General features: G+C 66.9%; 9 protein-coding genes. 4 read left to right on the plus strand and 5 right to left on the minus strand.

Going from position 1 to position 14,507, the window contains the following annotated elements:
* Positions 1–339 precede the first annotated feature (339 nt).
* From PSQ21_RS23985 to PSQ21_RS24000, 4 genes are all read left to right on the plus strand, one after another.
* On the plus strand, positions 340–2,085 hold the full coding sequence (locus tag PSQ21_RS23985) for an HsdM family class I SAM-dependent methyltransferase (RefSeq protein ID WP_274032870.1): 1,746 nt from the start codon (positions 340–342) through the stop codon (positions 2,083–2,085).
* On the plus strand, positions 2,082–3,317 hold the full coding sequence (locus PSQ21_RS23990) for a restriction endonuclease subunit S (RefSeq protein WP_274032871.1): 1,236 nt from the start codon (positions 2,082–2,084) through the stop codon (positions 3,315–3,317). Before PSQ21_RS23985 ends, PSQ21_RS23990 begins: the two co-directional genes overlap by 4 nt.
* Positions 3,317–6,466: a type I restriction endonuclease subunit R gene (locus tag PSQ21_RS23995; protein WP_274032872.1), complete on the plus strand. Its 3,150-nt coding sequence runs from the start codon at positions 3,317–3,319 to the stop codon at positions 6,464–6,466. Before PSQ21_RS23990 ends, PSQ21_RS23995 begins: the two co-directional genes overlap by 1 nt.
* 1,523 nt (positions 6,467–7,989) lie before the next feature.
* The gene (locus tag PSQ21_RS24000; RefSeq protein WP_274032873.1) at positions 7,990–8,595 is read left to right on the plus strand and encodes a response regulator transcription factor; all 606 of its coding nucleotides are present in this window, start codon (positions 7,990–7,992) and stop codon (positions 8,593–8,595) included.
* 22 nt (positions 8,596–8,617) lie between these two features.
* Here the strand turns inward: PSQ21_RS24000 and PSQ21_RS24005 are convergent, their stop codons facing one another.
* From PSQ21_RS24005 to PSQ21_RS24025, 5 genes are read right to left on the minus strand one after another with little or no spacing between them, the layout of a single operon-like run.
* A complete protein-coding gene (locus tag PSQ21_RS24005; RefSeq protein WP_274032874.1) occupies positions 8,618–9,652 on the minus strand; it encodes a Gfo/Idh/MocA family protein in 1,035 nt (344 codons plus the stop codon).
* Complete coding sequence (locus tag PSQ21_RS24010) at positions 9,649–11,055, minus strand: NDP-hexose 2,3-dehydratase family protein (RefSeq protein ID WP_274032876.1); 1,407 nt, start codon at positions 11,053–11,055, stop codon at positions 9,649–9,651. The genes PSQ21_RS24005 and PSQ21_RS24010 overlap by 4 nt, the downstream gene beginning before the upstream one ends.
* Positions 11,052–12,359 carry a lipopolysaccharide biosynthesis protein RfbH gene (gene rfbH, locus PSQ21_RS24015; protein WP_274032877.1) on the minus strand — a complete coding sequence of 436 codons (1,308 nt, stop codon included), beginning with the start codon at positions 12,357–12,359 and terminating at the stop codon, positions 11,052–11,054. Before rfbH ends, PSQ21_RS24010 begins: the two co-directional genes overlap by 4 nt.
* Positions 12,356–13,348, minus strand: coding sequence for a dTDP-glucose 4,6-dehydratase (gene rfbB / locus PSQ21_RS24020; protein ID WP_274032878.1), 993 nt, complete (start codon positions 13,346–13,348; stop codon positions 12,356–12,358). The genes rfbH and rfbB overlap by 4 nt, the downstream gene beginning before the upstream one ends.
* Complete coding sequence (locus tag PSQ21_RS24025) at positions 13,345–14,412, minus strand: glucose-1-phosphate thymidylyltransferase (protein ID WP_274032880.1); 1,068 nt, start codon at positions 14,410–14,412, stop codon at positions 13,345–13,347. The genes rfbB and PSQ21_RS24025 overlap by 4 nt, the downstream gene beginning before the upstream one ends.
* Between the last annotated feature and the right edge of the window lie 95 nt (positions 14,413–14,507).

Raw genomic sequence — 14,507 nt, forward strand, 5'->3', positions numbered from 1 at the left:
GCCGCTCGGGGGCGTGCTGGATGCCTCACTACCGTGCTGGATCTGTGCTGGATCGGATCTCCAGAACGCACGTTTTCGCAGATGGGAGCGTTGCGGTGGGCGTTCCGCTTCAACGTGTAGCGGCTGCATGACATTACGTCGCTGATCTAGCAAACATGTAGGTCAGGGTGGGTCCGACCTCTTCGAGGCCGGACCCTTGGTTTCCGGGCTGGGATGGTGCTGGAACGTGGATACGGTGCCGTGCTGGGTTCTGCTCCGGTGAGTGACCGAACCGTGCGATGGCGACTGCTGGTTCTGGCAAAGTGAGCGGCACTGCTAGACGATTCTCGTGAGGAACTTGTGAGCGCGCTCGGTAGCTTCATCTGGTTGATCGCTGACCAACTTCGGGGCCCCTATCGCCCCAACCAGTACGGGACTGTGGTCCTCCCGTTCACGATCCTGCGGCGGCTCGACTGCATCCTTGAGCCCGACCGGGCGACGATGCGAGAACTGGCAGCGCGGTTCGAGAACCCGAACCGGCTCAAGGTCGAGGTCAAGAAGGCCACAGGGCGGACCTTCTACAACACCTCCAACTACTCGTTCGCGAACTTGCTGGCCGACGCGGACGGGCTGGCGGACAACCTGGCCGACTACATTGACCGGTTCTCCGCCGATGTGGACGTGTTCGAGTACTTCGACTTCAAGAAGGAGATCCTGGCCCTGGAGAAGGCCGGGCTCCTGCGCGAGATCGTCAAGTCATTCGGCAAGGTCGACCTCCACCCGGATGTGGTGTCGAACTCCGACATGGGCGACGCCTTCGAATACATCATCCGCAAGTTCAATGAGGCAGCGAACGAGACCTCCGGCGATCACTACACACCTCGCGACGCGATCCGGCTGCTGGTCGACCTGCTCTTCGCGGAGAAGGACGTCGACCTCACCGAGGGCGGCATCATCCGATCGCTCTACGACCCCACCGCCGGCACCGGCGGCATGCTCTCCCTGGCCGAGGAGCACCTGCTCGCCGAGAATCCTGGCGCGAAGCTGGGCCTGTACGGCCAGGAGTACAACCCGCAGTCGTACGCCATCTGCAAGTCCGACCTCCTCGCCAAGGGCCACTACGCGACCAACATCGCCTTCGGAAACACACTCACCGACGACGCCTTCAAGGGCCGCCAGTTCGACTACTGCATGTCCAACCCGCCCTATGGCGTGGACTGGAAGCAGTACGCGAAGGCGGTCAAGGAGGAGCGAGACTCCGCCGGCCCCTACGGCCGCTTCGCGCCCGGCCTCCCCGCGACTTCAGACGGGCAGATGCTCTTTCTGCTCCACTTGGCACACAAGATGCGTGCACCCGAGGACGGCGGCGGCCGAGTCGGCATCGTCATGAACGGCTCACCGCTCTTCAACGGCGCTGCCGAATCCGGCCCTTCCAACATCCGCCGGTGGCTGCTGGAGAACGACCTCGTCGAGGCGATCGTCGCTCTGCCGACCAACATGTTCTTCAATACCGGCATCGCCACGTACATCTGGATCCTGGACAACACCAAGCACCCGGACCGCCAGGGCAAGGTGCAATTGATCGACGGCACGCCGTTCTGGACCAAGATGCGCAAGAACCTCGGTGCCAAGGGGCGCGAGATCAGCGACGCCGACCGCGCCAAGGTGCTGCGGCTGCATGCCGACTTCGAGGGTGCCGATCCCGAGTTCTCCAAGGTTCTGCGCAACGACGAGTTCGGCTACTGGACGATCACCGTCGAGCGCCCTCTGCTGCACGAGGGCGGGAAACCTGTCGTCAACCGCAAGGGTGACCCGAAGCCCGATTCGAAAAAACGTGACACCGAGAACGTGCCTTTTACCTATGGCGGATCGATCGCCGGCGCGGCAGCGGAGCGCGAAGTCATCCAGGCGTACTTCGACGCGGAGGTGAAGCCGCACGTTCCCGATGCTTGGATCGATTGGGCCAAGACCAAAATCGGCTTTGAAATTCCGTTCACCCGTCACTTCTACAAGTACGTTCCGCCGCGGCCACTCGCAGATATCGATGCTGACCTGGAAAAGCAGGTCGCAAGGATTCTCGAACTTCTGCGGGAGGTTGAGAAGTGAGTGTAGGGATCGACGTGGGATGGCTCGCCGGAATCCCGTCAACTTGGCGATTGATGCCCGCTAAAGCCTCTTTCAGTGAGCGCCGCGAGCAAAATTTGCCGGACGATGTGCACCTGACGCCGTCGCAAATTCACGGCGTGTTGCCGCAAGCTGAATACATGTCCAGGACTGGAAATTCTGTTGTCCAGAACATCCAGGGCCAAGACAACATGAAGCATGTTGATCCGGACGATTTTATCATTCATCTACGCTCTTTTCAGGGAGGGATCGAGCGGTCGACCTACAAAGGTAAAGTCAGTACTGCCTACACGGTGCTCAAGCCGAGCAAGATCGTGGTTCCGGACTATTTCCGCTGGCTGCTGAAATCAGACGGTTACGTACAGGAGCTGCGTACGACCACGAATCAGCTTCGTGACGGCCAATCGATCAAATTCCGGGACTTCGCCAAGATCTCTCTGCCGGTGCCCCTGCCGGAGGAGCAGCGCGCCATCGCCGAGTACCTCGACCGCGAGACAGCCCGCATCGACACGCTCATCGAGGAACAGCAGCGGCTGATCGAGATGCTCGGCGAGCGGCGCGTGGCGACGGTTGCCGAGACCCTGGACGGCTCTCAGTGGACCCAGGTGCGCCGACTGGTCGATCATGATCGGCCGATGACTTACGGCATCCTGCAGTGCGGTGAGCCGGTAGAGGGCGGGGTGGTGTATATCGGGCCGTCGGACATCAAGGGCGAGGGGCTGTCCCCGCATAGAGATGCCTTGCGGACGACAGCACCTGAGATTGCGAGCGCCTACAAGCGGTCCGTTCTCAAGAGCGGTGACGTGGTCGTTTCGATCGGCCCGGCGTACGGGAAGGTGGCCGTCGTCTCGGACGACTTGACCGGCGCGAATCTGACGCAAGATACGGTGCGAATCGCACTGCGGCCGGATCTGGTCGACACGAGATTCTTCGTGTGGGCGCTTCTTTCACGGCAGACGGCTGAGTACTGGGACTACCAGATCATGGGCGCGACGTTCCGTCGGCTGAACCTCGGCACCTTGGCCCGGACACCCATCCCGCTTCCAGCCATCCAGGAGCAGCGGCGGATCGCTGCCTATCTGGATGAACGGACCGCAAAGATCGATTCGCTCATTGCCGAGACGGAGCGGTTCATCGAGCTCGCTCGCGAGCGCCGATCGGCGCTGATCACGGCGGCCGTGACAGGCCAGGTCGACGTACGGGAGGCGGCGTGATGGCCGACCACAACGAGGCGGTCTTCGAGAAGGAGATCTGCGAGTACCTTGAGGCACGCGGCTGGCTGTACTCGGTGAACGACCACGACGGGGGCGAGTACGACCGCGAGAGAGCGCTGTTCCCGGCAGATCTGTTCGCGTGGCTGAAGGCGACGCAGAAGACGGCGTACGAGAAGGCGCTGAAGGCGGCGGGGTCGCAGGCGAAGTTCCTTGACGTGCTGACCGCAGCGTTGGACAAGCCTCTGGAACATGGCGGCGGGACGCTGAACATCCTGCGCAACGGGGTGCAGTACATCGGTGGCGGCCGATTGAAAATGGCGCAGTTTCGTCCCGATACCTCGCTCAACGTGACCACCTCGGTGCACTACGAGGCCATGCGGGTGCGGGTGGTGCGGCAGGTGCACTTCTCGACAGCTGACCAGCGCACCATTGATCTGGTGTTCTTCGTCAACGGGCTCCCTGTGGCCACGGTGGAGCTGAAGACCGACTTCACCCAGTCGCTGGACGAGGCGGTCAACCAGTACAAGCACGACCGCAAACCGCTGACGAACGGGCGGCCGGAGCCGCTGCTGTCGTTCGGTCACCGGGCGCTGGTGCACTTCGCGGTCTCCAACGGCCTAGCGGCCATGACCACGAGGCTGGAGGGGGAGAAGACCCACTTCCTTCCGTTCAACATCGGCTTCGAAAGTGGTGCCGGCAACCCGCCTGGCGCGGACGGCGGGTCGGCGACGGCCTACCTGTGGGAACGCGTCTGGGAGAAGCACGCGTGGCTGAACGTCATCGGGCGGCTGATGATCGTGCAGATCAAGGAGGAGTGGGACGTCACCACCGGCACCTCGGTGCGGCGTACGAGCATGCTCTTCCCGCGCTTCCACCAGTGGGAGGCCGTCACGAGCATCGTTGCCGCAGTGAAGGAGGAGGGCGTCGGGCACCGGTACCTGATCGAGCACTCGGCCGGGTCGGGAAAGACGAACACCATCGCCTGGACCGCCCACGGGTTGGCCCGACTGCATGATGCCGACGACAAGAAGGTGTTCGACTCCGTCATCGTGGTCGTGGACCGTACCGTGCTCGACTCCCAGCTGCAGGATGCGATCCGGCAGATCGACGGGAACAAGAAGATCGTCGCGACGATCAGTCCCGAGGATGTCCGCAAGGCCGGCGCGAAGTCGAAGTCGGGTCTTCTGGCACAGGCGTTGAAGAGCGGCGAGCTCATCATCGCGGTGACGGTGCAGACCTTCCCACATGCGCTGGAAGAGATCCGGACCGACGCGGGCCTCAAGGGCAAGCGATTCGCCGTGATCGCTGACGAGGCGCACTCCTCGCAGTCGGGGCAGATCTCCTCGAAGCTGAAGCAGGTACTGACCGCCGAGGAGCTCAAGGAGATCGAGGAAGGCGGAGATGTCGATGTGGAGTCGGTGCTCGCCTCGGAGATGACCGAGCGGGCCGAATCGGAGAACATCTCCTACTTCGCCTTCACCGCGACGCCGAAGAACAAGACTCTCGAACTGTTCGGTCGCAAGGGCCCCGACGGCAAGCCGCGCGAGTTCCACCTGTACTCGATGAAGCAGGCGATCGAGGAGGGCTACATCCTCGACGTCCTCAAGGGGTACCAGTCCTACGACACCGCGCTGAAGATCGCCGGCAAGGCGGAAACCAGCGACGGAGGCGAGGTCGAGGAGGCCACCGCCCGCAAGGGGCTGATGAGGTGGGTACAGCTTCATCCGACGAACGTCAGCCAGAAGGTGCAGATCATCGTCGAGCACTTCCACGCCAACGTCGCCTACCTCCTCGAAGGCAAGGCGAAGGCCATGGTGGTGACCGACTCCCGGAAGTCCGCGGTGAAGTACAAGGTGGCGATAGACGCCTACATCGCCAAGCGCCGCGCCGAGGACGCCTCGTACAACTACCGTACGCTGGTCGCTTTTTCGGGTGGGGTGACCATGCCGGAGGACGAGACCTGGCACAGCGACTGGGGCCCGCAGCCGTCGAGGGACGACGAATTCACCGAGGCCAACATGAACCCCGGCGCGGGGGCTGATCTGGCGGCCGCGTTCACGGGCGATACCTACAAGATCATGCTGGTCGCCAACAAGTTCCAGACCGGCTTCGACCAGCCCCTGCTCTCGGCGATGTACGTCGACAAGAAGCTGTCGGGCGTTACCGCGGTGCAGACGCTCTCGCGCCTCAACCGCACCCACCGCACCGCTGGTGGGGAGCAGAAGCGCAAGACGTTCGTCATTGACTTCGCCAACAAGCCCGAGGACATCAGGACGGCCTTCGAGCCGTACTTCAAGAACGCGACCCTGGAGACCGAGACCGACCCGTATGTCGTCGTCCACCTGGCCAACAAGCTCGCCCAGGCCGGGATCTACACCGAGGACGACGTCCGCAAGGTCGCCGAGCTGTGGGTGACCCGGAAGGGCAACAACGCGCTCTCGGCCGCGATCAGCCCGGCGCAGCACGACTTCCGGCGCCGCTACACGCGGGCGATCGAGCAGGAGGACAAGGTCAAGCTCCAGGAGCTCGACCTGTTCCGCAAGGACGTCTCCACCTACGTACGGCTCTACGACTTCATGTCCCAGATCGTCGACTACGGCGATCCCTACATGGAGATGCTCTCGATCTTCCTGCGCCTGCTGGAGAAGGTGATCGCCGAGTCCGCTTGGGCAGCCGATGTCGACCTCTCCGACGTTGTGCTGGTGGGGGTCAAGCACAACAAGGCGATAGCGGTCGACATCTCGCTCGTGGGCGACGGACAGCTGAAGGGCATCAGCGCCGCCGGTTCGGGAGCGAAGAAGGATCCGAAGTACGTCGCGCTTCAGGTCGTCATAGACAAGATGAACGACCTCTTCGGCGCGGATACGTTCGCTGCCTCCCAGGTCAGCGAGTTCGTGCAAGGCCTCGTGCAACTGCTGCTCGCCGACCTGAACTTGGTTCAGCAAACCAAGGTGAACTCCAAGAAGCAGTTCCTGGAGTCACAGGATTTCCAATCCGCCGTCACGGAGGCAGTCGCAGAGAACCAGGACGCCCACAACACGATGGCTGAATACTTTTTCACCGACGGGCCGGCCATCAATGCGATCATTGTCGCCCTTGCGGATGCCTTTTATGAAGCAGCAATCGATCAGCAGGTGGATTCCAGCTGAGTGGACGCCATGGTCAGACGTCTTTGATCTGTACGCGGACGCCGCGGAGTGGCCAGTGCGGCCGGGCGGTGTCCTCAGGGCGGCTCCCCCGCGAAGGGGCGTTCCGCGGGCGGGCGTTGGCGCGTCGGGGGGTCGCGGTGGGCTGCGGGTGTCCCGGGCGTCGTTGCCCGCGCTCGGTGGCCGGGTGTCGCCGTGGCCGGTTTGTCCTTCGCGCGCGGATATCGGGGCCGAGAAGTGCCGTGGCGCGTCGCCGGAACGAGGGCGATGACCGGAGGGCAGAGGGTCGTCACGGACGCGTGCGCACGCCCCTGACCTGGGGCGAAGGGTGCTCCTTCGCAGGTTGCCCCTCATGTCTTTACTGAACCTAGACCAACCTCTTACTTTTCCTTGCACTTGGCCGGGATTCACCTTTACGCTTCCGAAGAGAGCGATCGCATGGTGAGACATCGACGAGCACAGCCCAGGTCTCTGTGTTTTCGTAAGGCGATCCGAATCTCATCGCTGAGTGTGGGCCGACGGGGCAGCAGGCCGATGGCCTGGAGCGAGTGTTGGGGTGGGCATGCTGGTGGTCGTTTGCTTCGGGGGCGCTGCGTCGACGCGTGAGGGCGCTGACGCGGATGGCTTGATTCCGCTGGGTGGCTATGGGGTGATGCGCCACGCTGGTCCGGATGGGGAAAGGGAAGGCGTCTTACCGGTGTGGGACGCCACGAACGTCGTGCGCGGTTTCAATGGACCGTCGGCCGCGCGCGGGACGGGCGAGCCGATCGGGGCCCGTGAGCATCCCTTCGGGTCGTGCGGGCACCGGTTCCGTGCCCGGGCCCCGCGCCCCTCGGTGGAGGCCGTCCTGAGTGCGGGCGCGAGCCCGGCGTCCCGCGTCGTCGACCGGAACGTCCGTCAACACTGCGACGGGCAGGGGCAGTTACGGCGAGCGTCCATGATTCTCGAGGACCGGCAGCGTCGGGCGTCACCTGATCGGCGGGTGTCGCGTCCCCGCCGGGCCCCGCTCCGTCACCCCGTGCCGCCGCGCCACCCGCCTCCCGTCGCGAGCGCGCGGCGGGCCTGGAGCGCGGCCGGCGCCGGCCAGGTGCGGTCGCTCCGTCAGAGGCGTGAGCGAGGGAGGGTGCGCGAGCCGGTCTCCCGGTGACGCGGGTTTTCGCCGGGCGGTTCCCTCGGGGGGAAATATCTTGTGCAAAAATGCGTATTCCGTACGGCACCCCGCCACATCGACGCCGCAGCCGACCATGACTCCGCAGAAATCCGGCACATTGGCCTCGGCTGCGTTGACCTCCTCTGGCGCAGGTATCCGGGGAGCGGCCGAAGCCTTTCATAAGTTCACGGTCGAGCATATTATCTAAGCGACATCCAGGGGATCTTTGGCCCAGGCCGACCGGTTTGCCCTTGACGTCCGAACTGTTGGCCTGACCAGGCCTTTCGGGTGAATCGAGGGGTAAAGCCTCATGTTTACGCACGAGGTGTGACCTGGCGGAATTTCCCTTGAATTGACGCAAAACGGGGGAATGGCAATGACTGCACGTATTCTCGTCGCGGGTGATCACGTCATATACACGGAAGCGCTCGCTGGATTGCTGAACCAGATTCCTGGATTCCGGGTGGCGGGGGTCGTGAGCTCGCACCGCGAATTGGTCCCCGCGATCCGCAAGGCGTCGGCCGGATCCCTGGTTCTGGGCGGAGTGACCCCGAATGTGGTGGAAACGGTTCACGAAGTGCGGAACCACGTGCCCCACTGCGGGATCACCCTCATCACCGAGCAGCCCGGGCAGGTGGCGCTGGTCAAGGTGCAGGAATCCGAGATGGTGAGCGTCATCTCGCGAGGGGCGCGGCTGAACCAGCTGATCGGCACCATCCGCAGCATGCAGGCGAGACAGCAGGACCTTCGGGGGAGCGAGAGACCCAAGGACGCCTCACGCCCGGCAGCGGGCCTCCTGAGCCAACGCGAGCGGGACGTCCTGCGTTCCACGGCGACCGGAGCTTCCGTCAAGGAGATCGCCCGCGAGTTCTATCTCGCCCCCGGCACGGTGCGGAACCTGACCTCGTCGGCCATCAAGAAGCTCCAGGCCCGCAATCGGTACGACGCGGCACGCATAGCGGAAGAACTCGGCAGCATCTGAGCCGGACGCCGACCCGCCGGGATCATGAACCGGTGGTGTTCGCCGTGGGAGCCCGCTCGGTGCGCGGAGGTGCCTGGACGCTTTGGTCGACGGCCGAAGAGCTGAGCTCGATCGCCTCCAGCAGTTCCGCCTGGCGCTGGATCTCCGGTGCCGGGCGGGCGCGCGTACGGACCGCGTGGGCGAAGGCCGTGACGGCGTTGCCCGCCTGGTCGTCCGAGGGCAGGGGGAGCCGCGTCAACACCCCGGCCCGCTCCAGCTGGAGCACCGGTTCGTGGTCGGCGGGTGGGGTGAACGCCCGGTCGACGGTGAGCCGTCCCGTGCTGCCCCAGAGCGTGTACGTACTGCGGTAGGTGTGGTCGAGGCCGTAGCTGAGCTGGAGGGCGAGCCCGTCTCCGCCGTCCAGCAGCGCCGTACCCGCCGTGTCCACCCTGTCCGACGGGCCCCGCCTGGCGGTGGCGCCCACCAGCCGCGGGGAGGGCGCCGGTCTCAGCAGGCCGAGCGCGGCCCGCAGCGGATACACGCCGAGGTCCCACAGCGCTCCGCCGCCCAGGGCGGGGTGGTAGCGGATGTCGGAGGCCGGCCGGCGCGGCACGGTGAACGCCGCGTCGAAGGCCTGGAGCCGTCCGATCGCCCCGTCGGCGACGTGCCGCATGACCGCCCGGTGCTGGGAATGGTGGAGGAACAGGACGTTCTCCACCAGGGCCAGGCCTCGTGAGCGGGCCAGCGCGCACAGTTCGGCGGCGTCCGCCCCGCTCATCGCGGCGGGCTTCTCCACGAGCACGTGCTTGCCCGCGAGCAGCGCCGCACCGGCCCATCGCGCGTGCATCGATGCCGGCAGCGGCAGATAGACCGCGTCCACGTCGTCGTCGGCCAGCGGCTCGGCATAGCCGACGGCGGCCCGGCAGCCGTACTCCCGCGCCAGCTCCGCCGCCCTGGCCGGGTCCCTGCTCGCCACGGAGACCACGGTGACGTCGGCGGACGCTCTGAACGCGGGCAGCATGCGCCGCCGGGCGAACTCCGCGGTGCCGAGCACCGCGATCCGTACGGGCCGGTTCACGACAGGCTCGCAGCACCGGAGTTGAGCACGGCGAGCAGCGTACGGGCCTGGACGGTGACCTGGTGGCCCCGGCCCGTCAGGGCGCCGAGCTGGCCCGGCGTGATCCAGAGGTGGTCCGGCGGCGGGCTGAGCAGGTCGCTGTCGTCGACGCCGTCCAGCGACACGAGGAGGCAGTCGTTCTCGGCGTACAGGAACCGTCCTCCTTCCTCGGAGAGCACCGTCGCGTAGCGGACGCGTGAACCTTCGGCCGCCCGTACGAAGTCCGCGTACACCGGGAGGCGGCCGCGGTCGTCGGGTGTGTAGCACACGGTCGGGCCGACCTCGACGGCCTGCGACAGCCCCGCCTCCGCACGGGCGTGGGCCAGCAGATGCGGCACGCCGTCGAAGTGGCGGAACAGGAACGCGCTGACTCCGGGGCCGCACGGTTCGAACAGGGGCTGGGTCCAGCTGCCCACCTCGCGGCCCTCCGCCTCGACCGCGACCGCGACCACACGGAAGTGGCGGTCGTCGCAGTGGCGGATGGCCTGTTCGTCCCGGAGCCAGCCCCGCACCCGGGCGAGCTGTACGGGCTCGGCCCGCAGCCGGGAGCGGGCACGGGCGTCACCGAGCCAGGACGACACCTCGGCGTCGGTGTGCCGGGCCGGCCGTGGCCCTCCGGAGGCCGGCAGACAGGCCAGTACGGTCCTGGTGTCCATGTTGACCACGTTGTCCAGCCGCAGGAGCTCGCCGATCTGACCGAGGGTCAGCCAGCGGAAGTCCGGTTCGGCGGCGGGGTCCTCGGCGACCTCTTCGGCTGTCTCCACCACGATGTTGCGGTTCGACTTGTACAGGAACCACTCCCCGTGTTCGGACTGCAGCGTGTCGGTCAGCGGCCGGGCGCGGCCCGGCTCGGTGAAGAACTCCAGGAACCGCACGCCGGAGCCCCCGTGCACCCGCTGGTAGTTGCTGCGGGTGGCCTGCACGGTCGGTGACAGCTGAATCCCGTCCCGGTTGCCCGGTTCCATCTTGGCCTGGGCCAGGAAGTGCAGTACGCCGTCGAACTCCCGTGCGAGGAGGCCGAGTACGCCCACCTCCGGCTGCATCATGACCGGCTGCTGCCACGGGTCCCCGGCCCGGTCCGCGTCGTGCACGCGCAGGCCCTCGACGGTGAAGAAGCGGCCGCTGCGGTGGACCAGGTTCCCGGTGTCCTCCTGGAACGACCAGCCGTCCAGCTCGGCGAACGGGATGCGCCGGATCCGTGTGCCGTGGACGCGGCGGCGCTCCGTCAGCCACGCGACGATCTCCTCCGTCGTGCTCCGGGCGCCGGTCGCCGGGCCGGTGGCGGCCACGGAGCGGGCGATCCGGGCTTCCAGTCCGTCCGGTCCGGCCTCCGTGTCCTGCGGCCGGGAGCTGTCGCACCTCACCTGCGGCCCGCCACGAACTCCCGTACCGAGGCGATGACGTAGTCGGTCATCTCGTCGGTGAGACCCGGATAGACACCGGTCCAGAACGTGCGCTCCGTGACGATGTCACTGTTGGTCAGTTCACCGACGACGCGGTGGGGCTGCCGGAGGTAGGCGGGCTGGCGGGTGAGGTTGCCCGCGAACAGCCGGCGGGTGCCGATCTTCCGCTTCTCCAGGAATCCGGTCAGCTCTCCGCACGTGAACGGGGCGTCGGGCCCTACCGTCATCACGAATCCGAACCAGCTCGGATCGCTGCCGGCCGTCGCCTCCGGCAGCAGGAGATGACGTACGCCGTCCAGGCCCTCACGCATCCGCCGCCAGTTGTGGCGGCGCGCCGCGATGAACCCGTCCAGCTTCCGCAGCTGTGACAGGCCGAGTGCCGCCTGCAGGTCCGTCGACTTCAGGTTGTAGCCGACGTGGGAGAAGATGTACTTGTGGTCGTATCCGGCCGGCAACGCGCCGAGCTGGTGGTCGAAGCGCTTCAGACAGGTGTCGCTGTGACCCGGTTCGCACCAGCAGTCCCGCCCCCAGTCCCGCAGTGACTCGACGATCCGCGCGACTTTGAGGTCCGAGGTCGTCACGATGCCGCCCTCACCCATCGTCAGATGGTGCGCGGGATAGAAGCTCACGGTGCTGACGTCGCCGAACGTGCCGGTCAGCCGCCCCCGGTAGGTCGTGCCGACCGCGTCGCAGTTGTCCTCGACGAACACCAGGTTGTGTTCCGCCGCGAGTTGGGCGATCTCCTCCACCTCGAACGGGTTGCCGAGGGCGTGCGCGATCATGATGCCGCGGGTCTTCGGCCCGATGGCGGCGGCTACGCGGTCGGCGGTGGTGTTGTAGGTGCCGAGCTCGATGTCGACGAAGACCGGCACCAGGCCGTTCTGCAGGATGGGGTTCACCGTGGTGGGGAACCCCGCGGCGACGGTGATGACCTCGTCGCCGGGCAGCAGGCGCCGTTCGCCCACGAGCGGGGACGTGTAGGCGGTGAGCGCCAGCAGGTTCGCGGACGAACCGGAGTTGGTCAGATGGGCCTTGCGGCGCTTCAGCAACCGCGCGAAGCCGGACTCGAAGCGCTTGGAGAGCGGCCCGGCGGCGATCCGCAGATCCAGGGCGGCCTCCACCAGCGCCGCGCGGTCGTCCTCGTCCAGGACGGCGCCGGACGGCCAGATCTCCGTGGTACCCGGTACGAACTCCCCGGAGCCGCGCACACTTTGGTGGTGCTTCCTGGCCTCTTCCAGGGCCCGTTCCCTGTGCTCGTGATTCACGCCCGACTCTCCTCGTCCCCGGCCTGGTCCTTCGCGGCCTTCCACCACGCCGTGTTCTCCCGGTACCAGTCGACGGTGGCGGCCAGCCCTTCGTCGAAGCCGACCCGGGGCGTGAACCCCAGCTCCGTACGGGCTTTGGACCCGTCCAGCGAGTAGCGCAGGTCGTGTCCCTTGCGGTCGGTCACATGCCGGATCATGGACCGGTCCGCGCCGCACAGGGCGAGCAGGTGCTCGGCCAGGTCCAGATTGGTCAGCTCGTGGCCGCCGCCCACGTGGTAGATGCCGCCCGCGCTTCCCTTGGTCAGCACGAGCTGGACGGCCCGCGCGTGGTCGTCCACGTGGATCCAGTCCCGCACGTTCCGCCCCGAGCCGTACAGCGGGATCGGCTCGCCCTCCAGGAGGTTGGTGGTGAAGCGCGGAATGGCCTTCTCCGGGTGCTGGTAGGGGCCGTAGGTGTTGGAGCAGCGCGTGATCGACACGTCGAGCCCGAAGGTGCGCCAGTAGGAGCGTACGGTCAGGTCCGCCGCCGCCTTGGAGGCCGCGTAGGGGGAGTTGGGCAGAAGCGGCGACTCCTCGTGCCAGGAGCCCTCGGCGATGCTCCCGTACACCTCGTCCGTGGAGATGTGCACCACGCGCTCCACCCCGGCGTTCAGGCAGGCGTCCAGGAGGGTCTGGGTGCCCACCACGTTCGTCCGGGTGAAGACGGCGGGCGCGTCCAGGGACCTGTCGACGTGCGACTCGGCCGCGAAGTGCACCACGGCGTCGTGTCCGGGCAGCAGTTCGTTCAGCAGGGGCGCGTCGCAGACGTCGCCCTTGACGAGGTGCAGCCGGGGGTGGCCGAGCGGAATGTTCTCGGCGTTGCCCGCGTAGCTCAGCTTGTCCAGCACGGTGACGTCGGCCCGCTCGTAGCCCGGGTACCCCTGCGCCAGCATCGTCCGGACGTAGTGCGAGCCCACGAATCCGGCCCCGCCGGTGACCAGGATCCTCATCGGGTTCCTCCTGTACGGGCGCCGTTCGCGGCCAGTTCCTGGGGGAGCGGCACCGGGGGCGGGCCCGAGCCGATCCGCATCGCGCGGCCGATGAGCAGGTCGCTCGCGCCCGTCCGTCCCGTCACCCACGCGTCGTCCATCACGATGGAGTTCTCCAGTTCGGTGTCGCGCAGTACACAGCCGCTGCCGATCGACGTGCCCGGTCCGATACGGCAGTCCTCGACGAGGGAGCCGGGGCCGATGATCGCCGGCCCGGTGATGACCGAGCGCAGCACGGTGGCGCCCGGGGCGACGTGCACCGGGCCGGTCAGGCGGCTGGCGGCGTCGGCCGTTCCGTGGATGCCCCGCGCCAGGGTGCCCAGCAGGCGCCGGTTGCAGTCCAGCACGTCCTCCACGCGTCCGGTGTCCTTCCAGTAGCCGGTGTACTCGCCGGCCGTGACCGGGGCCCCCCGGTCGACCAGCCACTGGGCGGCGTCGGTGATCTCCAGCTCGCCGCGTGCGCTGGGCGCGATCGCGGCGACCGCCCGGTGGATGGCGGGGCGGAAGAAGTAGACGCCGATGAGTGCCAGGTCGCTGAGCGGCAGGCGCGGTTTCTCCACCAGCCGTCGGACCCGGCCACGGGCGTCCAGCTCGGCCACCCCGAAGGCGCGGGGGTCGGCGACCTTGGCCACCACCAGGTGCGCGTCGGAGCGGCGGGCCCGGAACTCCTCGGCCGGCCCCGCTATGCCGTCCTCCACGACGTTGTCGCCGAGGTACATCACGAAGTCGTCGTCGCCGAGGAACGGGCGGGCGAGGGCCACGCAGTGCGCCAGGCCCAGCGGCCGGAGCTGCGTGAGGTAGGTGATCCGGGCGCCGAACCGCGATCCGTCGCCGATCCGTGCCGCGATGTCGGGTCCCCACGCGCCGACGACCACGCAGATCTCCCGCACGTCCAGCGCGCGGAGGTTCTCCAGAACGTGTTCGAGCACGGGCTGGTTGGCGACGGGTATCAGCTGCTTGGGCATGGTCTCGGTGAACGGCCGCAGCCGCGTCCCGAGTCCCCCGGCGAGTACGAGCGCCTTCATGGGCGTTCCTCCCGTGGAGCGGTGCGGGCCGGGGCGCGCGGCGCCCGGCAGGACGCGTGCGCGTACGCACCTGGTACGGCTGTCTCGTCGATGCC

Source organism: Streptomyces sp. MMBL 11-1 (assembly GCF_028622875.1).
Classification (GTDB): Bacteria; Actinomycetota; Actinomycetes; order Streptomycetales; family Streptomycetaceae; genus Streptomyces.